Genomic DNA, 20,267 nt, shown 5'->3' with positions numbered 1-20,267 from the left:
AAGGGACAAAGAGTGTGGTGATGATGGCTTGAAGGATACACCTGTTCCCATGCCGAACACAGAAGTTAAGCTTCAACACGCCGAAAGTAGTTGGGGGATCGCTCCCTGCGAGGATAGGACGTTGCCACGCTTATGGAGGATTAGCTCAGTTGGGAGAGCATCTGCCTTACAAGCAGGAGGTCACAGGTTCGAGCCCTGTATCCTCCATTGAGCGATTAAGCTCATGAGCCGTTAGCTCAGTTGGTAGAGCATCTGACTTTTAATCAGAGGGTCGACGGTTCAAGCCCGTCACGGCTCATTATCAGACTTTAGATCTGATAATAAAAAATAAAGTGTCAATTGCCGACTTAGCTCAGTTGGCAGAGCACCTGTCTTGTAAACAGGGGGTCGGAGGTTCGAATCCTCTAGTCGGCACTTTCATATGCGGAAGTAGTTCAGTGGTAGAACATCACCTTGCCATGGTGGGGGTCGCGGGTTCGAATCCCGTCTTCCGCTTTGCCAGTTCTATAATGCCGGGGTGGCGGAATTGGCAGACGCACAGGACTTAAAATCCTGCGGTTAGTGATAACCGTACCGGTTCGATCCCGGTCCTCGGCACTTATTATGCACCCATAGCGCAATTGGATAGAGTGTCTGACTACGAATCAGAAGGTTGAAGGTTCGACTCCTTCTGGGTGCATTTTTCGGGAAATAGCTCAGCTTGGTAGAGCACCTGGTTTGGGACCAGGGGGTCGCAGGTTCGAATCCTGTTTTCCCGATTTATAAAATTAATATATTATTAGTTTTTTCGCGGTGTAGCTCAGCTGGCTAGAGCGTCCGGTTCATACCCGGGAGGTCGAGGGTTCGATCCCCCCCGCCGCGATTGGCTGGCTGTTTTGGACCTTTAGCTCAGTTGGTTAGAGCAAGCGGCTCATAACCGCCTGGTCGTAGGTTCGAGTCCTACAAGGTCCATCAGAGATTAGCTTTGATGAATCATTATTGTTTAATCTTATTAGTTTATTATGGAGGATTACCCAAGTGGCTGAAGGGGGCGGTCTTGAAAACCGCTAGGCCGTGAGAGCGACGCGAGGGTTCGAATCCCTCATCCTCCTTTTATTATCGCGGGGTAGAGCAGTCTGGTAGCTCGTCGGGCTCATAACCCGGAGGTCGTTGGTTCAAATCCAGCCCCCGCAATTTTGGTCCGTTGGTCTAGTTGGTTTAGGACGCATCCCTGTCACGGATGAGATCACGAGTTCGAGTCTCGTACGGACCGTTTATATTTGGCTCGGTAGCTCAGTTGGTAGAGCAACGGATTGAAGCTCCGTGTGTCGGCGGTTCGATTCCGTCCCGCGCCATTAGTTTAATATTATGCGGGTATAGTTTAGTGGTAAAACCACAGCCTTCCAAGCTGTTGTCGCGAGTTCGATTCTCGTTACCCGCTTTAAAATATGGGCCTATAGCTCAGCTGGTTTAGAGCGCACGCCTGATAAGCGTGAGGTCGATGGTTCAAGTCCATTTAGGCCCATTGGAGAAGTACTCAAGTGGCTGAAGAGGCGCCCCTGCTAAGGGTGTAGATCGCGAAAGCGGTGCGAGGGTTCGAATCCCTCCTTCTCCGTAATGACCCGTTAGTCAAGTGGTTAAGACACCAGCCTTTCACGCTGGTATCGTGGGTTCAAATCCCGCACGGGTCATTTTTATTATCGCGGGGTAGAGCAGCCTGGTAGCTCGTCGGGCTCATAACCCGGAGGTCGTTGGTTCAAATCCAGCCCCCGCAATTTTGGTCCGTTGGTCTAGTTGGTTTAGGACGCATCCCTGTCACGGATGAGATCACGAGTTCGAGTCTCGTACGGACCGTCTAATTAATGGTTTAAAAAATACTTCCTACCTAAAGGTGGGAAGTATTTTTTTGGGTATACACTTTCTGGTATGGATGGAGATTCCATGCCAGATTTTTTTATACGTCGTTTGTAAAATTAAGTTAGAAAAAATAAAAAGCCATTTGTGATAGACTTTTGGTAAGCAGTCAATAACAGTACGTCTAGCCCTAGCTACCCCGAATCTCCTATACTGAGACTATCATCAGTAAGGAGATTTTTATGTATGACAGAACAAAATGAAATTATTACCCCGGTTTTCAAAAATAAAGCAAGTGATTTTAAGAAGCATGTTTTTACGGCACGCCCTGCCGTAAAAATCAATGTAAATGAAGTCGAATTAACTACTTTTATCGAATATTTGAAAATTAAAATTTATTTCAATTAAAGTAAAACGCCAAACTATAACTTTTATATCGATTATAGTTTGGTGTTTTGCTAATTAAACTTTATTGACCGGTTTTTGCAACCAATGAAAGAAAACAGTACGCTGACTATTAGCTAATAACCACCATCCGCTAGCTAATAAGAAGGCCCCGATTACATCGGAAGTAAAATGAGCATGTAAATAAACTCGCGAATACATAATAATAATAATCCATAGCGCGCCGATGATTTCTAAAAATACCTTTTGCCATTTAACTTTACAATAGGGTAAAAGAAGAGCTAAGATCGTAAAAGTAAAAATAACTGTTGAAAAGGTATGCCCACTTGGAAAACTATATCCACTAACATTAATTAACCGAAAGGAAGGACGAAAACGAGTAACGCTATACTTGATTAATATTACTAAACAGTAACCGATAAATTGTAACATACCATACCAAACGCTATCGGTTGCCCTTCCGCGCCGCCATAATAGAAGCATTAAGCCAATTGTTATAATTCCAACTGTAACTGGGTCACCCATAAAAGTCAATTCGGTTAAGATAGTGGTTTTGACTTTAGATACTGGAGCAGTCAGCGCAAAACCACTTGTATCGATTGAACGAATAAATAGAGATTTAGTTAAAACATTGAAGAGTAATATTCCGAATAAAATCCAACAAAAGAATCCGAATCCAATTTGTGCTTTTTTATGCATTATTTTATAAGCCTCATTCATTTTCGTTATCACATTTAATTATATCCTATTTATTCTTAAAAAGTTATTTTCCCCTTCACGAAAACGTTTACATTTAAAATAAATGCGATACAATAAAAGTAAAAAAGAGGAAGGGCGACATTAATGAATAACCAATTACGTGGATACGCAACTGTTGATCAAAGGATTACGATTAATTATCAAAACAGTTCAATTATTTTATCAGTTATTACGCCTGAAATTATTCGAGTATTTCAAGATCACGGTGAAAAAGGAGCATCATATGCTATTGAAGGCAACAAAACAATTAAAACTAACTTTACTGTTTTGGATCATGGTGACCATCTTGAATTAACTACGGCGGCGTTAATTGTAAAAATATACGACGATGAGAAAATAGATGTTTATGACAAAAATGGTCATCCATTAATTATTGATTATCAGGGCAAGCGAACACCGATTGATCGTGGATTAGATGAGGCTCATGCAAAGTTAGTTGCCGCAGAAGGTCATGATATTGCTGGTGGAAGTGACAAAGATAAGACATATTTTGAAGTAATTAAATCTTTAGCTACTGATGAACAGATATATGGTCTTGGGGATAAAACTGGGTATTTGAATAAACGAGGCTACGAATACGATAACTGGAATACCGATAATCCAGCACCCCAAGTAGAAAGTTTTACTCGGCTTTATAAGTCTATTCCTTTTATGTTAGGTTTGAAGAATGGTCATCCATATGGTCTCTTCTTTGATAATCCTTATCGTAGTCATCTTGATTTAGGAAAAGAAAATGTCAATTACTACTTTTATTCTGCAGTTGCCGGTAACCTTGATTATTACATTATCGGGGGCTCGCACTTGAGGGATATTGTTACAAATTATACTTACCTTACTGGGCGCGTTCCATTGCCACAAAAATGGGTGCTTGGTTATCAGCAATCGCGTTGGGGATATAGTGTAAGTCCTGAAAAAGTTCAAGAGATTGCGACTAAACTACGAGAAAATGATCTTCCTTGTGACGTGATCCACTTTGACATTGACTATATGGATGGTTACCGAGTATTTACTTGGAACAAAGAAAAGTTTACTGATCCTCAAGCATTTGTTTCAAAGTTGAGAGACCAAGGATTTAGAGTAATGCCGATTATTGACCCCGGTGTTAAGCAAGATAAAAAGTATAAAATTTATAAAGAAGGAATTAAGAAAGGATACTTTGTTAAGAATCCTGATGGAACCGATTATGTTAATAAGGTTTGGCCTGGCGATGCTGTTTTTCCTGACTTTGGCCGAGAAGAGGTACAACAATGGTGGGCTGATAATTGTAAATATCTTGTTGATACCGGAACGGCGGGAATTTGGGACGATATGAACGAACCAGCATCATTTGAAGGTGAAATCCCTGATAATATTGTCTTTAGTGATGGAAAATATCTTTCTACCCATAAGAAATTACATAATGTTTATGGGCATAATATGGCAAAGGCTACTTACAATGGATTAAAGAAATACAGCCATAAACGCCCTTATGTCATTACCCGGGCAGCTTATGCGGGAACGCAAAAGTATTCAACCGTCTGGACAGGTGATAACCAAAGTTTGTGGCCTCATCTACAAATGATGATTCCTCAACTATGTAATTTAGGGATGAGTGGTTTTACCTTTGCGGGAACTGATATCGGTGGATTTGGTGCGGATGCGACGGCAGAAATGCTAACACGGTGGATTGAGGCAGCCTTATTTAGTCCTCTCTATCGTAATCATGCTTCAATGGGAACCCGTGCACAAGAACCTTGGGTATTCGGTGAACCAACGCTCTCAATCTACCGGAAGTACTTAAAGTTAAGGTATCGTTTCATTCCATTCTTATACGATCTTTGCTACAAGGAGACAAAGAATGGGCTCGGAATAATGCGTCCGTTAGTATTAAACTACGATCAAGATCCTGCTGTTCGAACAATGAACGATGAATATATGGTTGGCGATGAATTACTAGTTGCTCCAGTAGTTCAAGAAGGCCAAAATACCCGGGCAGTTTATTTACCAGCAGGGGAGTGGATTGACTTTTGGAATGGTGTTGAATATGCTGGCAAGCGGTCAATTTTAGTCGAAGCACCAATTGATAAGTTACCATTATTCGTTAAAAAGAATACGATTATTCCATGGGGGCCTGAAGTAAGTCATATTAGTGATGAACCTAATGAAACAATGACTTTCCGCCTATATGGACAACATGCCTCATATACTCATTACCAAGATAACGGTCTTGACTTTGCTTACCAAAGCGGTGAATACAACCTTTATCAAATTAAGGCTTCTCAAAATGAAGTAACAATAGATATGCCTCATAATGGTTATGATAAAAATTACCGGAAGATTTTTGTCGAATTAAATGATCAAAAATTGACTTTTGAATTTGATCCGCAAAAACAAACGTACGTTCAGCGATAATCTAAGATAGAAATAAGACCGAAGAATAAGTGCTAACCTTCTTCCTCGGTCTTATTTTAGTTTACATAATATTCAACATAGCGAGACATTGCTATTATCTTTTTCAGTTCATCCGTGATAAACTGAAAGTTGATTTATTTTTATTAGGAGACGAGAAGATGAAAGAAACGCAAGAGAACATTCCATTAGCGATTGCAACGGTTGTTCTTGGAATAGTCGTTGGGTTCAGCTCATTAATTCTTAGCGCTATTCTAGATTTAACAGAGCACTATTTTTTAAACTTTAACGAGACAAATAAGATTCCAGTTAATATTAATATTTTCCCTATTCATCGATTTGCCTCGGTGTTAATAGGGGGGATAATCGCTACAATTATTTGGTACTTCCTTCAACGCCATTATCATCCAGTTAGTATTAAGAATGCCTTAAATGGTAAAGAAATGCCGTTAAGAAAAACATTCATTCACGTGGTTACTCAAATCTTTTTTGTAGGGACTGGTAATTCGATCGGTCGTGAATTAGCCCCACGAGAAGCAGGGGCTGCTATCGCTCAGAAATGGTCCCGAGCACTTGATTCTTATCGGTGGTTGCGCCTTAATGACGAAGATAAACGTTTACTAATTGCCGCTGCTGCTGGAGCTGGCTTCGCGGGGGTCTATATTGCACCTATTACAGGAACTGTTTTCTGTTTAGAAATTTTATACCGGCGCATTAATGCTCGTTCAGTTTCCGTTAGCTTAATCATGTCAGTAATTGCAACGATGATTGGTTCGATTTTAAAAGGATTCGAACCATATTATATTGTCGGAAGCCGTGATTTCTCTTTGCTATCCGTTCCATTAGCAATTGTATTAGGCTTAATCCTTGGAGTAACCGGAACCTGGTTTAAACAAGGAGTTAAAGCAGCTTCTAGTAAACGGGCAACGGGTAAAAACATTTTCTGGCAATTACCGCTTTTATCGTTCTCAGCAGGAGCAATTGCAGCTTTTTATCCACAAATTATGGGAAATGGGCGGGGACTTGCTCAATTAGCCATGAATACGACCACTGTCAATTCTCAGGTCCTAGGAGCGCTCTTGTTTGGCCTCGTTGCTAAAGTAGTAGTTACCTTATTTACAATCAAATGTGGGGGCTATGGAGGAACACTGACACCATCGATTGCCGCTGGAGCAGTTATCGGAGTATTTCTCGGTATTCCTTATATGCACTTCTTCCCAGTTGTGACTTTAACGCAGTGTGCAGTTATCGGCGCCTCATTATTTTTAGCCGCATCACAACAGGCGCCATTAATGGCATTATTTATGTTATTTGAAGTTTGCCACCTTAACTTTACAGCTTTTCTTCCATTGGGGATTGGAGTTGCAATTTCAATTGGCGTTTCAAAGTGGCTGCAGGAAGCAAAAGCAAGTACAAAATAACCTTTATTAAAAATAGTATCTAATAAAATAGCAAGGCTGAAATTTCTTCCAACCTTGCTATTTTATTTATACAACTTTTTCATTTTCTTTACAGTTGCTGCAAGATCCTTACTATCAAAGACTAATGAAATAACTGCTAATCCTGCAACTCCAGTATCATGAACAACTTTCATATTTTCTTCATCGATGCCCCCAATTGCAACTACGGGACGTTCACTGATCATGTTTAAACGTTCAAGACGATTAATGCCAATAGCAGTATTAGCGTCCGGCTTTGATTTTGTAGGGAAAACGGGGCCACAACCGATGTAATCAACAAAGTTCATTGTATTAGCACGTTCAACTTGTTCTGGCGTGTTACAGGAGTAGCCGATGAACATTTGATGACCTACAGCGACAGATACCTGTTCAATTTTAGTATCATTTTGCCCAACGTGAACTCCATCAGCGTTAATTTGCTGGGCCAATTCATAATCGTCATCAACGATCAATGGTATTCCGTAACGTGTACATAAGGTTCGTAATTCTAGTCCTAAGTCTACTCGTTCATTAGGTCGTAACTTTGAGTTTCCTTTTTCTCGATATTGGAAGGCAGTGATACCACTCTTCATTGCTAGCTCCACTTTTTCAAGAAATTTAACAACATCATTATGAACATCTTGTGTTCCGCCAACTAAGTATACTTGTAACATTTTTGGATCAAACATCATTTTAACTCGTCTCCTTCAATTTTAACCCAGTGATTAAGTGGTCCATGACCGTGACCAACATTAATCCCCTTGCTAATCGTCTTTTCAACATATGTCTTTCCAATCACAATTGCCTGTTCCATGGAATGTCCCTTAGCAATTTCCGCAGTAATACATGCAGAAATTGTATCACCAGTCCCATGAGTATTTTTAGTATCAACACGGGGAGCAGTTAACCACATATCATTACCATCTTCAAATAAAATATAATCATCAGCTTTGTCTGAATCTTCTGCATGACCACCTTTTATGAGAATGTTTTTTGCTCTTCGCTTTTGTAATTCACGGGCGGCCTTTTTAATATCATTTTTATCCTTTATTGCGATTCCCGTCAACTCACAAGCTTCTGGAATATTTGGTGTAACCAGGGAGGCAAGGGGAATAAGTTCATCTCTTACAATTGCAATTGCATCATCACTAAGCAACTTTGCGCCGCCTTTTGCTACCATGACCGGGTCGACAATAAGCGGTCCTAAATCATATTTCTTTAAGTTTCGTACAACGGCTCTTACGCGGATAGGGTCAGCAAGCATCCCCGTTTTACAAGCCCTAATTTTCAAATCATTAGCAATTGAAGCAAATTGCTCATCAATTAATTTTTCTGGCATTGGCAAGGCATCTTGTACTCCTAATGTATTTTGGGCTGTGACTGCTACGACTACCATTGCTGAGTATACGCCTCGCATCTGCATCGTTTTTATATCCGCTGGAATACCGGCACCTCCGCCACTATCAGTTCCAGCAATTGTTAGGGCCTGGGGATAATCATTAATCAAGGTAATCTTCCTCACTTTCTGCAAAGAATTCTAAATAATTGTTCAAATATACTGTAATATCAATGATATCATTGTATTTTGTTAGCTAATAAAATTAAAAAGGGACATAAAAGGGGAAAATTAAAGTGATTCTATGATATTATCATATTTTTTCTGTGCTTTTTTAGTTACATGAAGATAAACTTTTGAAGTTATTTCAGAATCACTATGACCCAATCGCTTTTGAATTATATATAATGGTACACCTAATTCAGCTAATTGGCTAACGTGAGTATGTCGAAATGTATGCGTACTAATTGTTTTTGGTATTTTAAGCTTCTCTTTTGCTTTTCTTAAAAAATAATTGATGTTATCGATTGAAACAAAATTGTGATTAGATAGGGTAAACATAAAATCGTTATCTCGTTTGCCTTTTGAAAATTCTTTATAAATTGCTACTGCTTTTTTAGGAAGTAAAATCGTTCGTTGACTATCATTAGTCTTTGTCAGCGGACTTTTAAATTGTTTTTTAGATTTTAAGCCTTTGTAAACCAATGTTCCACAAATTTCTACAAAATATTTATTGTTAGCTTTATAAACATTTTTAACTTGAATTGTAGTAGCTTCGCCAAACCGCATGCCGGTTAACACCATCCATTCGCAAAGTGAGGCATAAAGATGGTGATTAGGTGATTGAAGATGTTCCAAATAATCTATAACTTTTCTTAATTCATCATTTTCTAAAAACTTTTCTTCAATTTCGGACTTCTTTCGTTCTCTTGGCCAATTAATTTCTAAATTAGCAGTTGGCAAGGTCGATATATAATCATGCTGGTAGGCATATTTCATTATGTGATTTATTTTTGCTTTTAACTGAATAATTGTGCCACGCTTATAATCCTCTTTATAAAGCATATCCTCATATAGATTAATTAGATATTTTGAAGTGATTTTATTAATAAGAACATCAAAACCAATCTTGTCTTTTATTATTTTTTTGTAGGTGCTCCACGAATAATAAGTTCCAGATAATACTTGTTTTTTATAAACGGGTTCCCACTCTTTAATAACTTCTCCAAGAGTAACACCTTTTTTTATGTTTCCATCTTGGATATGTCTTAACTTATGCTGTATTTTTTGCTCTAAGGCTATCTGAGCCCTTCTACGTGTTTGATTAGTATTCTTATCATAAGTGACAGAAACTTTCTTATACTTGCCTGTGAGGGGATCTTTATACTGTTCTCTGAATTTAACTTTGCCATCTTTTGTTGTTTCTGACCACATAGACGTTCTCCTTTCGTACATACGTTCGTTATAATGTCTTTTTAAACCGGTCGATTTCGACCGGTTTAAAATTAAGCGCTAATTTTTTCAGCGATCTCTAGCGACTTTCGATATTCCTCAGCTTCAGGGATTTCACGGAATTCAAACGTCCTATTGTAATACTTATCAAGAGCATCGTGAATTTGTTCGATAGTAATGTTAAAGAATTCTTTGCGATTATTAACTTTATTGACACGTTGCTTATCAAAGTAATTATGGAGATTCGCTTCAAGCTTATAGGCATCTTCGCTAAAGATTAAAGCGTGAACATCAAACTTAAATGGAACTGAGGCGCTACTTAATTCTCTGATACGGTCTAATGGTTCTAATCGCCTTGTTACACCGATTTTGAATACATTTTGGCCAAATGAACCAATGTTAGAAATGATGTATACATATCCAGCTGTTGCATGATTTTCGCGATAATCAAGGCTTTCAGACTTCTTGTCAAGCTCGCTAAGCTTAGATTTAAGTTTTGCAACTTCTTCTTGAAGTGACTTGTATTTTTCGTCATCTTCATTAACGTTTTCCATTTTTTCTTTAAGAAGCGCTTGAGCTTGTTCAAAGTGCTTTGCTTGTTTTGCGCGTTCCTTTTCAACGACTTTTCTTTGTTTAGCTAACTCAGCTTGTACTTTTTTCTCTTCTCGCTCTTTTTCACGTTCTTCACGTAACTTTTCTTTTTCTTCTTCTTTCTTTTGCTCGTATTCAAAGGCTAGGTGAAGCTCATCTAGTTTCAAATTAAGATAATTTTGACTTAATTCCACACTATTTCCAGTGTTAAGCTTATTAAGTTGGTCAAAGGAACGATTAATTCGTTTTTCAATTCTAGGCATATTTGTATAAGTTGCTTTATTGATTGCAGCCTCACATTCAACGTTAAATGTTCTAATGAGTTGTTTTATATTTTTAAGTTGTACTCTGTGACCCTTTGAAGCAGAACCGTCCATTAGCATAGAGCTAATGATTACTCCAGCAGAGCCATTTTTTATTGCTTTTTTTTGTTTTTCTCTAATTTCAGATAATTTATCTTTATATTCAATGGAATTTTCAAATGAGTAGTGAGGGGTGTAAAGCCCGTATTCTTCGATACTAACTTGTTCGTCATATGAAATAATTTCATCTTTCACTTCATCTAATTCTTTTTGTTTTTTATCTAAGTCATTATTTAGATCATTCACTTTAGCGTTTAACTGCTGAATATTTCTTTCAATTTCAAGCTCTTCGCTCAATTCAGTTGCTTGTTTATTAAGATTGTCAATTTTCTCTTTAGCTTGTTCCAACTTTTTATTTTGAGCATTAAAATTATTAGTTATTTTGTTTAGGGCACTTTGTTTCTCTTTAATTAAATTATTTAATTCTTCTGGTTTCATTTGAAGAATCGTCATCTTTTTATCTAGTTTTTCTTTTTGCGCCTTATTTTCAGCTTCTAATTTTGAAATTTGTTCAGCCTGATTTTTAATTTCTTCACGAAATTTCTTGGGATTAATAACAGGCCAAAAGAATGATAATCCCCATCCTATTAACAATCCCATTATGGCCGGGAAAGGTGAACCATTAGTAAGAGATGCACCAATTACAAACCCCAAAAATGAAATGGCTATAATAGCTGAAATCCTTTTAAATCTTTTCATGAAATGTTCCCCCAATTATTAGGTAAAATGTTATCTTCTGAAGTTAATCTATCTAAATATATATTAAAGTGAGTAGCGTCGGTGAAACCATCTAAAATAACACGTTTACCAGCGCTGCTATACAAGGCTACACCATCTGAATAGGGTTCCATTTTTAACAATCTCTTAAATGTATATGCCTTGATTTGATTGTCGCTAGCAACAATAATTCGCTTATTAGTTAAAAATAGAGTTCCGGTAAGTACCGTTACTATATGAGCACTTTTGTTAATAGCTGTATTTATACTACCTAATCGATAATTAAGCCCCTTTGCAATATGGATTGTGGCGGTTAATCCACCGTAGTTTATTCTTCTTGTAGATACACGGTCTTCTTTCCAATTAATTGGTTCAGAGCTTTTGTAGTAGCAATATTCATTTTTAGATAGCTTCAAACCATCTATTTTTTTAGCATGAATAGATAAATCTTCTGTTAGCCACCATTCAACTTGCTTTTTATAAAGTTCTTCTCTTTCTCTTTCAGCTTCTTCTCTTTTATGTTGTTCTTCCTCTCTTTTTCTTTTTTTAGCTAGCTTTCTCTGCACTCTTGTTTCTTTACGCTCTTGGCTTTCTTTTTCTAATTGAGCATTTAGTTTTTTACGTTGCTCACGAAAGTATGCTTTTTCTTCTGGCGTTTCCTTAATTTTGAAAGCAATAAGAGCAAAAAGAAAACTTATAAAGAAACCAAAAAGCGCAAATAAAATAGCTCCGAGAATTCCACCAGCTAGACCTATAAAAGCAAAAATACCAGTCGAAATCCATATGCCCTTTTTATGTTTTACATAAGCTTGGGTAGCTTCAGTCTGTGTTGATTCCATTAATTCAATTATTCCCAATAGTTTTTAACGTCGATCACGTTTGGACGTATATTAATTTGCTATTTTTTTGTTTTTAAACATCGCATCATACTCTCGTCGAGACTCACGTATGGCCCAGCTTTCAGCAACTTTTGTTCTGAATTGGGTTCCATCCGAAAGATCTCCTGTATCAAAGTCAGAGTGTGTGCATTCATGAAGTGCAGTTTTCAGCCAGTCCAATTGAGGCTGGTTTTCGTTTATGTATACATCGTTTCCTATAATATGACCGTGATAGTGTAGATTTGGAACATCAATCATATAGAATTTTAATTCAGGATGTTGGTCCTCGATTTTCTCTAAGTCTGACATTTCCATAGCAATCACCTCAGACGCGTCGACGGTTCTTCATTGCAATCTTAACCATCTCGATGATATCGTTACGTTCTTCGTCAGATATATCGGGGTCAATCGAGTAAGCGACGAGTTTTTGGTTTTTTGATAGGGATTTTTCATCTCCACTTGATTCTTTGCCATTTAGAAGATAATCTGTCGAAACATTAAATACGTTAGCAATTTTTAAAATCATTTCAAAATCTGGTTCAGTTCGACCATATTCCCAATTGGCATAGGTTTGCATGCTCTTAAGACCAATTTGTTTTGCTGTATACGTTTTGCTCCATCCTTTATCTTCACGAAGGGACGTTAAGCGTTTGCTAAAATCACTCATAATTAATCTCCTTTTTAGCTATATCATACAACTGTTAAACAAAAATGTTACATATTTAGCTGAAAAAGCTAAATAATAGTTGACTTAGCTAAAACAGCGATGTATTATAATAATCGTAAAGTTAAACAAAACAGCTAAGGAGGTGCTGACAATTGACAACAGTTCTCAAAGATGATGCTTATAAAAGATTAAAACAAGAGATTGATAGTCGGGGAATTAAAACTAAATTTATAGCTAATAAAATTGGTATAAGCCCTAGCTATCTTGGACAAGTACTTAGTGGTAGTCGTAAACTATCAACCAATGTTGCTGTTAAAGCTAGCCAAGTACTAGATGTACCATTATCTATTTTTTTAAATAAAAGTTAGCTAAAACAGCTAAAAAGATTTGCCGTGTTCTGGATATGTAGGAGGTGACTTGATGAAACTAACTATTATTGGCCCAGATAATCATGATTTTCTCCAATCAATTATCAACGGTGAGTATGTATCGCTGAAAGATTGGCCAGGAGCGAAGCTGTTTGTCGGCAGTGCTTATGACAAGTATTTGGAAATGAAAAAAGCCAGCGATAACGCTGACTGTGAGAATTAAAACACTTTATCAATTATCCATTGATCGGGGTTGAATGATGTTGGGCAAGGGACTGTATCAAGTTCATAACTTCCAACTTCTGACCAATTGAATGACTCGAGCGTTTTGCAATTACTCTGGTCGAACACTATATCGCCATTCAGGTATGTATGAAGAGTTACGTGGGTGGCAGTGTTGATAACAATTGGCTTTACCCCAGATTTCTGGACGTTGATTAGCCTTAATTTCATATAATTCACCTCCTTTCGTTAGGAGATGTCTTAATTATAGTAAAGCATTTAAGGAGGTAATCAAATGCAGCAATATTTCATTAACAAGTTCTTAAATGCACCAGTAATTGAAGCTTAGGAGGTGATTTGATGGCAACTCCTGTAAGAGTAGTCACATTAACCGTTGATGAATTAGATAGACGAATGGAACAAGCTGCTTACAAGGCTGTTGCCAAGTTCGTAAAAGACCAAGAAGAAAAAAGCAAAGATGATGAGCTGGTAACTACTACTGAACTTGTAGAACTTGGCAAGTATGGCAAAAGCCGAGAAACCATCAAAAGGTTTCGTGATCAGATTATTGCTGAAAATCCAAATCAAAAAATTGCTATTAAGCACGGACGGAATTGGTCATACAAGCTAAAAGCATTTGACGAGTGGTTTGTAAATCATAACGAAGCTCATGAAGAAGCGCTGAAAATCGATCCACGATTGAGAGGTGATTAGATGGCATATCTATCGTGGTGCGTGTTAGCAATTATGGCTTGCTTCTTAGTCGGAGCAATCGTCAACGTTATTGAAGGCGAGAAGCTGAATGTATTGAAGCCAAAGTATCGAAAGAAACACTAAGGAGGTGAAGAGCAGTGAGTAAGGAAGAGATACTGCTAGATTTGATTACAAAAATTCTTACAAAAGAGTATGTGCTAAGCGAAGTTAGGCGTAGTAATTCAAACGATAAGCAAGAATATGATTTTGTAATAAAAAAAGCCTCCTCAAAAGGAGACTTGAATGTTAAGAAACCTATGACAAAAGAAGAATACGAGAGAATGATTAAAAATCGAGAATATTTTTCTTGATATATTCCCACTCATTATCTGTTAACCATCCAGAATAATTTGATGACATTCCTGATGGTATTTCTGAAACAAAAAGTCTGTCATTGACATCAACATAATTTTCTAACTTATGCATTATTTGCCAAGCGCTTAGCTCTGAACGAAAAACATAAGTCGAATCCCAGCAATGACACCAAGTACCAGTTGAGATTTCATCTTCAATAATTTTATGCAACTTATTGTAGTCTTGTCCGGGAGTATTTAAATCATAGGTAAGTATATAAGGCTTGCTCATATTATGCACCTCACTTTGATTGAATTGACGATTAATTTACTAAAAGGAGTGTTACGTAAATAATCGTAATTTTGATTATATCACTACATATGGATATGGAAAGGATTGATTTATACAAGATGTTGTGGAATAGCATACAAATTCAGTTAGATAAACAAAAGATAACAGTTTATCGCTTATCTAAAATGACAGGCATACCTCTAACAACAATTTATAACTACAAAAACGATGGGAAGGAACCACCGTTCAAAAATATGTGCAAGATTGCTGACGCATTAGACGTTAGCTTAGATGTTTTCAGAGGAGGTAAAGAAAAATGAAAGACGGAATGGAACGAATTAACCAACTGTTTGATGAGTATGATTTCCCATTAAATGCCATACAAATGGTACGGGAACGCTTGGGTGATTGGTTTATCAGTGGTGGCAAGCCAACTGATGGCTATGTTTGGCAACAAGCACGCTACCTTGAAAATTTAATTCGTTATGGATTAGCACAACGAAAGGCGGTGATTGAATGAATGAACCAGCTTTAATCTGTACGGGCTTAACTGCTGCAATGTTAATCTCATTGTTTTACGGGTCTGGATTGTTCCTTGTCTTTGGATTTGTTCTTTTCTGGCAAATCTTAGGGGCACTAGGTGATCCAGATAACCCAAACAAAAAAACCACCGGATCTGACACATCCGATGGCAAATAGAAAATAAACAAAAACATTTATCGAGGTCTATTTTATCATGTTTGATCAAAAAATGAAAAAAGCAGAAGGATTTATCCTTCTACAAAATAATCTAATGAACGCAGTATTTGTTAAGCAAGCAACCCCCGTAGGTGATGTTGAAGCACTTACTCGCTATTACAAATCGCAACAAACTTTATCAGAACTATTTAATGAGCAAATGGGGTGGATGTAATGAACCTATCTGAAATCTTTGCCCGTAATTTGCGAGTTCGTATGGCAACGCTCAGCTTCAAAACAAGTGACTTGTACAAAATGACAGGAATATCAAAGACAACCATAATGGCTCTGGAATACGGGAAAAATAAGGGAGTTATGTTTGAAACTATCGACAAATTAGCAGTAGCACTTGAATGCAAACCAGAAGATTTTTTCAAACTAAATTGCGAATGGACTAGTAAATCACACACAAGCAACTGGAAGAATGAGGTGGTCAAGTATGAATAATCAAGTAGCACAACAGCAGAAGCCAACTAAGCTAACCGATCTTGTCCTAGATCGTGTTAAACAAATGCAAGACACACAGGACTTATCACTGCCGAAGAATTACAACGCTTCTAATGCGCTTAATGCGGCCTTTCTTGAATTGCAAAAGGTACAAGACCGTAATCATCGGCCAGCCTTAGAAGTGTGTTCGCATGACTCAATTGTTAAATCCTTGTTAGATATGACACTGCAAGGATTGTCACCAGCGAAAGATCAATGCTACTTCATCGTATACGGCAATGAACTTCAAATGCAACGAAGCTACTTTGGAACAGTAGCAGCAGTTAAGCGACTGGATGGAGTTAAGAAAGTCAGGGCAGAAGTTGTTCATGAAAAAGATGACTTTGAAATTGGCGCTAATGAAGACATGGAACTAGTTGTTAAGAGATTCGTTCCTAAATTTGAAAATCAAGATAATCAAATCGTTGGAGCCTTTGCCATGATTAAGACTGATGAAGGCACTGACTTTACTGTGATGACCAAGAAAGAAATTAATCAATCATGGGCACAAACACGTCAAAAAAATAACAAAGTACAGCAGAATTTTAGTCAAGAAATGGCAAAACGAACTGTGCTAAACCGTGCCGCTAAGATGTTCATTAACACTTCTGATGATAGTGACCTATTAACTGGTGCTATCAACGACACAACAAGCAACGAATACGATGATGAGCGCCGAGATGTAACGCCTGTTGAAGAAGAACATAAGCCTCAACAATCTGCTATGGATATTTTAACTAATTCTAATCAAAAAGAAGAAAAGCCTAGTAAAGCAGATAAAAAAGATGTAGCGCCAAAATCAGTAAATCAGAAGGGCGGTGAAGGAAATCATGCTCAAGAAGAACTCTTCCCAGATGGCACTATCACGCCTACCCCTGCTGACAAGTGATAACTATTACCAAGACGACACGTACATGGATGTAAGCTCGTTTAAGCCATTTTTACAATGTGAAGCGGCTGCCTATGCCAAATATCACGATCAATATAAACCAAGCAAACCAAAGAGTGGATTAGATCCACTAATTTTTGGCAATTTCATACACAGCTATTTTGAAAGCGATGAGTCACATAAAGCTTTCTTACAAAAGCCAGATGTAATTGACGAAATGCATATTCATAAAAGTAATGGTGAGGTAACAGCAAAGCTAAAGCAAGCTTATAGCGAAGACGGTCTAGCCAATCGGATGATTAAGACATTAGAAGATGAACCGCTATTTGATGATCTATATATGCCAGGTGATAAAGAAGTAATTGTAACAGGTGAAATTAACGGATTTGCATGGAAAGGCAAGATTGACAGTTTAAACCTTGAACGTGGATATTTCTGTGATCTTAAAACTGTTGATGATCTTCTTAAAAAACATTGGATAGAAGGTAAGCATTATCCAGTTAGCTTTGCTGAAGAGCGTGGATATTTTATGCAAATCGCCTTATATCAAGAGCTAATCTATCAGAACTATAACAAGTGGCTACAACCATTTATCTTTGCTGTATCAAAACAAGATGTACCGGACCATGACTTATATGATTTTGACACTGATGAAATACGAGAAATCTTAGATGAACAAATTGAAACAATCAAGGATAAACAGCAACGAGTATTTGATGTAATAAAGGGCAATGTTAAGCCTACACGATGCGAACATTGTGAATATTGTAGAGCAACAAAGAAGTTAACAGGGTCAACACATATTACAGACATTGAACTGCGTTAGGAGGTGAATCCATGAACTACCTTAAACAGATTATTGCTTTTGATAAGTGGGAAGAGTTACACCCGTTATCCGATAAGGCGTACAGACTATGGTTCAAATTAATGGCCATTGCTAACACCTCCGGATGGGACGAGTGGCTGTCAGTACCACTCCTTAAGCTAAAATCAGAACTTCATACATCTAGTGACCAAACAGTTATGAATGCAAGAAATTCATTGGTACAGGCTGGACGTATTGAGGTGAGAAAAGGTAAGCATGGTAAATCAGCTGATTATCGTTTGATTCCATTTTCTGAAGCTACTTCTGGAGTACCTAATGGAGACACCTCTGGAGTAAAGAGTGGAGAAGATAGTGGAGTACCTAGTGGAGAAGATAGTGGAACATATTATAAACAAAACAAAACTAAACAAAAGATAGGTAGTAGTAATACGCACACGCGCGAAGACGTGTTTAACTTTTGGCAGCAAAAATTAAACTGGGGCTTTCCTAATGGAATTGTGATGGCTGATTTAACAGGATGGATTACTGAGTTTGGTCCTGATCTAGTTATCTTTGCTTTGACAATTGCAGGCAAAAAACAAGTTACAGCTAGTGCAGCTGATAGCTTTTTAAGTAGTGTCTTTAACTCTTGGCGTCAGCAACACATTTCAACGTTAGAGCAGGCACAGAAAGCCAATGAGAGCCATGAGAAGAATGCTTACAATCAGCGTCAACAGCGTAATTATTACCGCAAACGCCCGCCGATTAACGAACCAATGCCGGAGTGGTTCAAGCAACAGCAGGAACAAGGAAAACAGGGTAAGTCTGATCAAGGTAACTGGATGGATCAGCTACCAGACGAGAGTGAGGTGCCAATGCCAGATGACTAAAGACAAAGTAAAAGCTAAGTGGGCTGTTGCTAAGCGGATGGTGCAGATAACCCAAGATGAATGGGATAGCCACAACGTTGAGGCGCAGGCAATCAAGTTCGTTAAAGCAAAGCTACAGATAGCGATTTATTACCTGTCGCAACTTGATGAGCATGACAGCAACTACACCATGCCCTTTACAGGCAATCAAATGAAGCAGGCTCTAAAAGCTCCAATTACAAAGCAAAACGTTAAAGATGCAGCCGATTGGTGCCACCAGTGCCGTTTAATACGAGATAAGGCTTGTACGAGTTGGAGTTACGAGGAGGCGACAGCATGAATGCAGAAGAGTATTTAACAACCGACGAATTAATTGAGCGGATTAATCAGTTGCCTAAAGTGTTCGCTATCCGTAGCGATGTTTATGGTATCGACATTTACGCGGATTGGGAAGAATACCGAGACGATGACAAAGATTGCCGGTGGTTTATGACTGTTGATCCAAAGGCAAAGAGTATCGCTCAACCGTTTGGCGATAACTTTGAGGGCTGGCCCGAAGAATGGCTTGATCCTGAGTTTTGGGATATTACTACCGAAGAAGCATCAAAGAAGATTTTTGACCTAAACGATGAGCTGCGGGATAAAATTGCTGATCTGATTGACCAGTACATCGCAACGCCTGTTAGCAAGCGAGAAATTAAGGTAACTGAGGAGGTAGCGCAATGAGCGCAGAAACAAAAGTATTATCAGCAAGCACACGGACGAACTTAGAAGCGTTGAAGCACCATATGAAGAAGTTGGGATTTAAGTATTTTGAAGAAAAGGACGGCTGGATTGACTTTGGAACAAGGCTTTGCGAAACGTATAGCGGAATTCACATTGACCCAAGCAATCATATTTCTGTGCAGCTTTCACGCAAATGTATTTTCAGTATTATTGATGAGCTAGACTCATACGACAAGCTACCAGAAGTAAAGCAAGCCATCTTAGATTTTTACGAAGCGGAGGGAATTAAAGAATGACAGCAGAATTAGTAATTATGCGTGATCGGCAAGCAGTGACAACCAGCTTGCAAGTAGCAAAGGTATTTAACAAGAACCATCGTGATGTAATCCGTGCTATTGAGAACAAAATTAACTCAGCGCAAAATTGCGCTCAGTATCAAAAGATGTTTGTGTCAAGCAATTACAAAGATGCTAGCGGCAAGGCTAATAAAATGTATTACATGAATCGTGATGGGTTTACGTTTATTGCATTTGGCTTTACTGGAGCAAAGGCGGATCAATTCAAGTTGAAGTACATTGATGCTTTCAATCGGATGGAAAAGCAACTTCAACAGCAAAAGCCTCTTACCTTACCTGAACAGATTAGTTTGATTGCTAAGGGCTACGAAAGCCTTTCAGCGGACGTTAAGGACATTAAGGATCGTATGGGACTGCCCGGCAACATGGCTCATTCGTTTTCTAAGAAGCGTAACGCAAAGATTATCAATGTTCTAGGCGGTAAGAAGTCTAATGCGTATCGTGACAAGAACGTTCGAGCTAAGACCTATCGTGCATTGTTCAGCTCGTATCGTGAGACGTTCGATCAAGACCGATACAACGACTTACCGATGAAAGACTTTGACAAGGCTGTTGATTTTGTTAACAACTGGTATCCGCCGTTTGAATTGCAACAAGAAATTCAGCAGACCAATGCACAGTTAGCAATTGTTTAGGAGGGAAT

The 20,267-nt window shown here is 38.2% G+C and carries 29 protein-coding genes, 19 tRNA genes and 1 rRNA gene; 40 read left to right on the top strand and 9 right to left on the bottom strand.

Annotated elements, in window-relative coordinates; genetic code table 11:
• The first annotated feature begins 13 nt into the window (after positions 1–13).
• From rrf to CBG10_RS11165, 21 genes are all read left to right on the top strand, one after another.
• Positions 14–130, top strand: a 5S ribosomal RNA gene (gene rrf / locus CBG10_RS04375).
• A gap of 4 nt (positions 131–134) precedes the next feature.
• Positions 135–207: transfer RNA gene (locus CBG10_RS04370), tRNA-Val, on the top strand.
• An 18-nt stretch (positions 208–225) separates the two neighbouring features.
• A tRNA-Lys gene (locus CBG10_RS04365) sits at positions 226–298 on the top strand.
• A gap of 43 nt (positions 299–341) precedes the next feature.
• Positions 342–414, top strand: a tRNA-Thr gene (locus tag CBG10_RS04360).
• A 9-nt stretch (positions 415–423) separates the two neighbouring features.
• Positions 424–495, top strand: a tRNA-Gly gene (locus CBG10_RS04355).
• Between the two features lie 16 nt (positions 496–511).
• Positions 512–597: transfer RNA gene (locus CBG10_RS04350), tRNA-Leu, on the top strand.
• A gap of 8 nt (positions 598–605) precedes the next feature.
• Positions 606–679, top strand: a tRNA-Arg gene (locus CBG10_RS04345).
• Between the two features lie 5 nt (positions 680–684).
• Positions 685–758: transfer RNA gene (locus CBG10_RS04340), tRNA-Pro, on the top strand.
• 30 nt (positions 759–788) lie between these two features.
• Positions 789–862 (top strand) — tRNA-Met (locus CBG10_RS04335).
• A 15-nt stretch (positions 863–877) separates the two neighbouring features.
• Positions 878–951 (top strand) — tRNA-Ile (locus tag CBG10_RS04330).
• A 52-nt stretch (positions 952–1,003) separates the two neighbouring features.
• A tRNA-Ser gene (locus CBG10_RS04325) sits at positions 1,004–1,091 on the top strand.
• Positions 1,092–1,099: 8 nt separating this feature from the next.
• A tRNA-Met gene (locus CBG10_RS04320) sits at positions 1,100–1,173 on the top strand.
• A 4-nt stretch (positions 1,174–1,177) separates the two neighbouring features.
• Positions 1,178–1,252: transfer RNA gene (locus CBG10_RS04315), tRNA-Asp, on the top strand.
• A 9-nt stretch (positions 1,253–1,261) separates the two neighbouring features.
• A tRNA-Phe gene (locus tag CBG10_RS04310) sits at positions 1,262–1,334 on the top strand.
• A 15-nt stretch (positions 1,335–1,349) separates the two neighbouring features.
• A tRNA-Gly gene (locus tag CBG10_RS04305) sits at positions 1,350–1,420 on the top strand.
• Between the two features lie 9 nt (positions 1,421–1,429).
• Positions 1,430–1,504 (top strand) — tRNA-Ile (locus CBG10_RS04300).
• 2 nt (positions 1,505–1,506) lie between these two features.
• Positions 1,507–1,594 (top strand) — tRNA-Ser (locus CBG10_RS04295).
• 4 nt (positions 1,595–1,598) lie between these two features.
• Positions 1,599–1,670: transfer RNA gene (locus tag CBG10_RS04290), tRNA-Glu, on the top strand.
• Between the two features lie 10 nt (positions 1,671–1,680).
• Positions 1,681–1,754: transfer RNA gene (locus tag CBG10_RS04285), tRNA-Met, on the top strand.
• 4 nt (positions 1,755–1,758) lie between these two features.
• A tRNA-Asp gene (locus tag CBG10_RS04280) sits at positions 1,759–1,833 on the top strand.
• Positions 1,834–2,079: 246 nt separating this feature from the next.
• Complete coding sequence (locus CBG10_RS11165) at positions 2,080–2,241, top strand: hypothetical protein (protein ID WP_179225389.1); 162 nt, start codon at positions 2,080–2,082, stop codon at positions 2,239–2,241.
• A gap of 54 nt (positions 2,242–2,295) precedes the next feature.
• On the opposite strand, the gene CBG10_RS04275 is transcribed toward CBG10_RS11165, so the two are convergent.
• Positions 2,296–2,937, bottom strand: a complete 642-nt coding sequence (locus tag CBG10_RS04275; protein ID WP_016496806.1) for a phosphatase PAP2 family protein — start codon at positions 2,935–2,937, stop codon at positions 2,296–2,298.
• 144 nt (positions 2,938–3,081) lie between these two features.
• On the opposite strand from CBG10_RS04275, the gene CBG10_RS04270 reads away from it, so the two are divergent.
• Together CBG10_RS04270 and CBG10_RS04265 are read left to right on the top strand one after the other, a co-directional pair.
• On the top strand, positions 3,082–5,388 hold the full coding sequence (locus CBG10_RS04270) for a glycoside hydrolase family 31 protein (protein ID WP_094511769.1): 2,307 nt from the start codon (positions 3,082–3,084) through the stop codon (positions 5,386–5,388).
• A gap of 158 nt (positions 5,389–5,546) precedes the next feature.
• Entirely contained in the window at positions 5,547–6,806 is a 1,260-nt protein-coding gene (locus tag CBG10_RS04265) for a chloride channel protein (RefSeq protein WP_094511768.1), read from the top strand.
• Positions 6,807–6,868: 62 nt separating this feature from the next.
• Here CBG10_RS04265 and thiE read toward each other — a convergent pair whose 3' ends face one another.
• The 7 genes from thiE to CBG10_RS04230 all read right to left on the bottom strand — a co-directional run bounded on the left by thiE (position 6,869) and on the right by CBG10_RS04230 (position 12,827).
• Positions 6,869–7,516 carry a thiamine phosphate synthase gene (thiE, locus tag CBG10_RS04260; protein ID WP_019251273.1) on the bottom strand — a complete coding sequence of 216 codons (648 nt, stop codon included), beginning with the start codon at positions 7,514–7,516 and terminating at the stop codon, positions 6,869–6,871.
• Positions 7,513–8,331, bottom strand: a complete 819-nt coding sequence (gene thiD / locus CBG10_RS04255) for a bifunctional hydroxymethylpyrimidine kinase/phosphomethylpyrimidine kinase (protein WP_094502375.1) — start codon at positions 8,329–8,331, stop codon at positions 7,513–7,515. Before thiD ends, thiE begins: the two co-directional genes overlap by 4 nt.
• Positions 8,332–8,451: 120 nt before the next feature.
• A complete protein-coding gene (locus CBG10_RS04250; RefSeq protein ID WP_179225390.1) occupies positions 8,452–9,594 on the bottom strand; it encodes a tyrosine-type recombinase/integrase in 1,143 nt (380 codons plus the stop codon).
• Positions 9,595–9,665: 71 nt separating this feature from the next.
• Positions 9,666–11,264: a DUF4041 domain-containing protein gene (locus CBG10_RS04245; protein ID WP_225361753.1), complete on the bottom strand. Its 1,599-nt coding sequence runs from the start codon at positions 11,262–11,264 to the stop codon at positions 9,666–9,668.
• A complete protein-coding gene (locus tag CBG10_RS04240; protein WP_094511765.1) occupies positions 11,261–12,121 on the bottom strand; it encodes a sulfite exporter TauE/SafE family protein in 861 nt (286 codons plus the stop codon). The genes CBG10_RS04245 and CBG10_RS04240 overlap by 4 nt, the downstream gene beginning before the upstream one ends.
• Positions 12,122–12,172: 51 nt before the next feature.
• Positions 12,173–12,475 carry a hypothetical protein gene (locus CBG10_RS04235; RefSeq protein WP_094511764.1) on the bottom strand — a complete coding sequence of 101 codons (303 nt, stop codon included), beginning with the start codon at positions 12,473–12,475 and terminating at the stop codon, positions 12,173–12,175.
• A gap of 10 nt (positions 12,476–12,485) precedes the next feature.
• A complete protein-coding gene (locus CBG10_RS04230; RefSeq protein ID WP_094511763.1) occupies positions 12,486–12,827 on the bottom strand; it encodes a helix-turn-helix domain-containing protein in 342 nt (113 codons plus the stop codon).
• 152 nt (positions 12,828–12,979) lie between these two features.
• Between CBG10_RS04230 and CBG10_RS04225 the strand changes: the two genes are divergently transcribed.
• The 5 genes from CBG10_RS04225 to CBG10_RS04210 all read left to right on the top strand — a co-directional run bounded on the left by CBG10_RS04225 (position 12,980) and on the right by CBG10_RS04210 (position 14,481).
• A complete protein-coding gene (locus CBG10_RS04225; RefSeq protein ID WP_094511762.1) occupies positions 12,980–13,195 on the top strand; it encodes a helix-turn-helix domain-containing protein in 216 nt (71 codons plus the stop codon).
• Between the two features lie 52 nt (positions 13,196–13,247).
• Complete coding sequence (locus CBG10_RS11160; RefSeq protein ID WP_179225370.1) at positions 13,248–13,418, top strand: hypothetical protein; 171 nt, start codon at positions 13,248–13,250, stop codon at positions 13,416–13,418.
• 359 nt (positions 13,419–13,777) lie between these two features.
• A complete protein-coding gene (locus CBG10_RS04215; protein WP_094511759.1) occupies positions 13,778–14,131 on the top strand; it encodes a hypothetical protein in 354 nt (117 codons plus the stop codon).
• Positions 14,132–14,254 (top strand): hypothetical protein, encoded by a 123-nt coding sequence (locus tag CBG10_RS11695; protein ID WP_263851425.1) that lies wholly within the window; start codon positions 14,132–14,134, stop codon positions 14,252–14,254.
• 14 nt (positions 14,255–14,268) lie between these two features.
• Positions 14,269–14,481 carry a hypothetical protein gene (locus tag CBG10_RS04210; RefSeq protein WP_094511758.1) on the top strand — a complete coding sequence of 71 codons (213 nt, stop codon included), beginning with the start codon at positions 14,269–14,271 and terminating at the stop codon, positions 14,479–14,481.
• Here the strand turns inward: CBG10_RS04210 and CBG10_RS04205 are convergent.
• On the bottom strand, positions 14,456–14,755 hold the full coding sequence (locus CBG10_RS04205) for a hypothetical protein (protein WP_094511757.1): 300 nt from the start codon (positions 14,753–14,755) through the stop codon (positions 14,456–14,458). The two genes, CBG10_RS04210 and CBG10_RS04205, sit on opposite strands and share 26 nt — an antisense overlap.
• An 89-nt stretch (positions 14,756–14,844) precedes the next feature.
• On the opposite strand from CBG10_RS04205, the gene CBG10_RS04200 reads away from it, so the two are divergent.
• From CBG10_RS04200 to CBG10_RS04150, 12 genes are read left to right on the top strand one after another with little or no spacing between them, the layout of a single operon-like run.
• The gene (locus CBG10_RS04200; protein ID WP_094511772.1) at positions 14,845–15,075 is read left to right on the top strand and encodes a helix-turn-helix domain-containing protein; all 231 of its coding nucleotides are present in this window, start codon (positions 14,845–14,847) and stop codon (positions 15,073–15,075) included.
• A complete protein-coding gene (locus tag CBG10_RS04195; RefSeq protein WP_094511755.1) occupies positions 15,072–15,275 on the top strand; it encodes a DUF6877 family protein in 204 nt (67 codons plus the stop codon). Before CBG10_RS04200 ends, CBG10_RS04195 begins: the two co-directional genes overlap by 4 nt.
• Complete coding sequence (locus tag CBG10_RS04190; RefSeq protein ID WP_094511754.1) at positions 15,272–15,454, top strand: hypothetical protein; 183 nt, start codon at positions 15,272–15,274, stop codon at positions 15,452–15,454. The genes CBG10_RS04195 and CBG10_RS04190 overlap by 4 nt, the downstream gene beginning before the upstream one ends.
• 37 nt (positions 15,455–15,491) lie before the next feature.
• Positions 15,492–15,668, top strand: a complete 177-nt coding sequence (locus CBG10_RS11155) for a hypothetical protein (protein ID WP_179225369.1) — start codon at positions 15,492–15,494, stop codon at positions 15,666–15,668.
• Positions 15,668–15,940 carry a helix-turn-helix domain-containing protein gene (locus CBG10_RS04185; protein WP_094503984.1) on the top strand — a complete coding sequence of 91 codons (273 nt, stop codon included), beginning with the start codon at positions 15,668–15,670 and terminating at the stop codon, positions 15,938–15,940. Before CBG10_RS11155 ends, CBG10_RS04185 begins: the two co-directional genes overlap by 1 nt.
• Positions 15,933–16,868 (top strand): recombinase RecT, encoded by a 936-nt coding sequence (locus CBG10_RS04180; protein WP_225361508.1) that lies wholly within the window; start codon positions 15,933–15,935, stop codon positions 16,866–16,868. The genes CBG10_RS04185 and CBG10_RS04180 overlap by 8 nt, the downstream gene beginning before the upstream one ends.
• The gene (locus CBG10_RS04175) at positions 16,834–17,694 is read left to right on the top strand and encodes a PD-(D/E)XK nuclease-like domain-containing protein (protein WP_094511753.1); all 861 of its coding nucleotides are present in this window, start codon (positions 16,834–16,836) and stop codon (positions 17,692–17,694) included. Before CBG10_RS04180 ends, CBG10_RS04175 begins: the two co-directional genes overlap by 35 nt.
• Positions 17,695–17,705: 11 nt before the next feature.
• Positions 17,706–18,563 carry a DnaD domain protein gene (locus CBG10_RS11150; RefSeq protein WP_094511752.1) on the top strand — a complete coding sequence of 286 codons (858 nt, stop codon included), beginning with the start codon at positions 17,706–17,708 and terminating at the stop codon, positions 18,561–18,563.
• Positions 18,556–18,882, top strand: coding sequence for a hypothetical protein (locus CBG10_RS04165; RefSeq protein ID WP_094511750.1), 327 nt, complete (start codon positions 18,556–18,558; stop codon positions 18,880–18,882). Before CBG10_RS11150 ends, CBG10_RS04165 begins: the two co-directional genes overlap by 8 nt.
• Positions 18,879–19,268, top strand: coding sequence for a hypothetical protein (locus CBG10_RS04160; RefSeq protein WP_094511749.1), 390 nt, complete (start codon positions 18,879–18,881; stop codon positions 19,266–19,268). Before CBG10_RS04165 ends, CBG10_RS04160 begins: the two co-directional genes overlap by 4 nt.
• Positions 19,265–19,564: a hypothetical protein gene (locus tag CBG10_RS04155; RefSeq protein WP_094511748.1), complete on the top strand. Its 300-nt coding sequence runs from the start codon at positions 19,265–19,267 to the stop codon at positions 19,562–19,564. The genes CBG10_RS04160 and CBG10_RS04155 overlap by 4 nt, the downstream gene beginning before the upstream one ends.
• Positions 19,561–20,259 carry a Rha family transcriptional regulator gene (locus tag CBG10_RS04150; RefSeq protein ID WP_094511747.1) on the top strand — a complete coding sequence of 233 codons (699 nt, stop codon included), beginning with the start codon at positions 19,561–19,563 and terminating at the stop codon, positions 20,257–20,259. Before CBG10_RS04155 ends, CBG10_RS04150 begins: the two co-directional genes overlap by 4 nt.
• Positions 20,260–20,267 lie beyond the last annotated feature (8 nt).

Source organism: Limosilactobacillus reuteri (assembly GCF_002254085.1).
GTDB lineage: Bacteria > Bacillota > Bacilli > Lactobacillales > Lactobacillaceae > Limosilactobacillus > Limosilactobacillus reuteri_K.
Note: the sequence above shows the minus strand (reverse complement) of the source record. Positions and strands in the feature narration are given on the sequence as shown.

Bases quoted from the DNA above. Each gene is read 5' to 3' on its own strand.
- CBG10_RS11165 (WP_179225389.1), top strand. From the start codon at position 2,080: ATGACAGAACAAAATGAAATTATTACCCCGGTTTTCAAAAATAAAGCA.
- CBG10_RS04275 (WP_016496806.1), bottom strand. From the start codon at position 2,937: ATGCATAAAAAAGCACAAATTGGATTCGGATTCTTTTGTTGGATTTTA.
- CBG10_RS04270 (WP_094511769.1), top strand. From the start codon at position 3,082: ATGAATAACCAATTACGTGGATACGCAACTGTTGATCAAAGGATTACG.
- CBG10_RS04265 (WP_094511768.1), top strand. From the start codon at position 5,547: ATGAAAGAAACGCAAGAGAACATTCCATTAGCGATTGCAACGGTTGTT.
- thiE (WP_019251273.1), bottom strand. From the start codon at position 7,516: ATGATGTTTGATCCAAAAATGTTACAAGTATACTTAGTTGGCGGAACA.
- CBG10_RS04250 (WP_179225390.1), bottom strand. From the start codon at position 9,594: ATGTGGTCAGAAACAACAAAAGATGGCAAAGTTAAATTCAGAGAACAG.
- CBG10_RS04245 (WP_225361753.1), bottom strand. From the start codon at position 11,264: ATGAAAAGATTTAAAAGGATTTCAGCTATTATAGCCATTTCATTTTTG.
- CBG10_RS04240 (WP_094511765.1), bottom strand. From the start codon at position 12,121: ATGGAATCAACACAGACTGAAGCTACCCAAGCTTATGTAAAACATAAA.
- CBG10_RS04235 (WP_094511764.1), bottom strand. From the start codon at position 12,475: ATGGAAATGTCAGACTTAGAGAAAATCGAGGACCAACATCCTGAATTA.
- CBG10_RS04230 (WP_094511763.1), bottom strand. From the start codon at position 12,827: ATGAGTGATTTTAGCAAACGCTTAACGTCCCTTCGTGAAGATAAAGGA.
- CBG10_RS11160 (WP_179225370.1), top strand. From the start codon at position 13,248: ATGAAACTAACTATTATTGGCCCAGATAATCATGATTTTCTCCAATCA.
- CBG10_RS04215 (WP_094511759.1), top strand. From the start codon at position 13,778: ATGGCAACTCCTGTAAGAGTAGTCACATTAACCGTTGATGAATTAGAT.
- CBG10_RS11695 (WP_263851425.1), top strand. From the start codon at position 14,132: ATGGCATATCTATCGTGGTGCGTGTTAGCAATTATGGCTTGCTTCTTA.
- CBG10_RS04205 (WP_094511757.1), bottom strand. From the start codon at position 14,755: ATGAGCAAGCCTTATATACTTACCTATGATTTAAATACTCCCGGACAA.
- CBG10_RS04200 (WP_094511772.1), top strand. From the start codon at position 14,845: ATGGATATGGAAAGGATTGATTTATACAAGATGTTGTGGAATAGCATA.
- CBG10_RS04195 (WP_094511755.1), top strand. From the start codon at position 15,072: ATGAAAGACGGAATGGAACGAATTAACCAACTGTTTGATGAGTATGAT.
- CBG10_RS04190 (WP_094511754.1), top strand. From the start codon at position 15,272: ATGAATGAACCAGCTTTAATCTGTACGGGCTTAACTGCTGCAATGTTA.
- CBG10_RS11155 (WP_179225369.1), top strand. From the start codon at position 15,492: ATGTTTGATCAAAAAATGAAAAAAGCAGAAGGATTTATCCTTCTACAA.
- CBG10_RS04185 (WP_094503984.1), top strand. From the start codon at position 15,668: ATGAACCTATCTGAAATCTTTGCCCGTAATTTGCGAGTTCGTATGGCA.
- CBG10_RS04180 (WP_225361508.1), top strand. From the start codon at position 15,933: ATGAATAATCAAGTAGCACAACAGCAGAAGCCAACTAAGCTAACCGAT.
- CBG10_RS04175 (WP_094511753.1), top strand. From the start codon at position 16,834: ATGGCACTATCACGCCTACCCCTGCTGACAAGTGATAACTATTACCAA.
- CBG10_RS11150 (WP_094511752.1), top strand. From the start codon at position 17,706: ATGAACTACCTTAAACAGATTATTGCTTTTGATAAGTGGGAAGAGTTA.
- CBG10_RS04165 (WP_094511750.1), top strand. From the start codon at position 18,556: ATGACTAAAGACAAAGTAAAAGCTAAGTGGGCTGTTGCTAAGCGGATG.
- CBG10_RS04160 (WP_094511749.1), top strand. From the start codon at position 18,879: ATGAATGCAGAAGAGTATTTAACAACCGACGAATTAATTGAGCGGATT.
- CBG10_RS04155 (WP_094511748.1), top strand. From the start codon at position 19,265: ATGAGCGCAGAAACAAAAGTATTATCAGCAAGCACACGGACGAACTTA.
- CBG10_RS04150 (WP_094511747.1), top strand. From the start codon at position 19,561: ATGACAGCAGAATTAGTAATTATGCGTGATCGGCAAGCAGTGACAACC.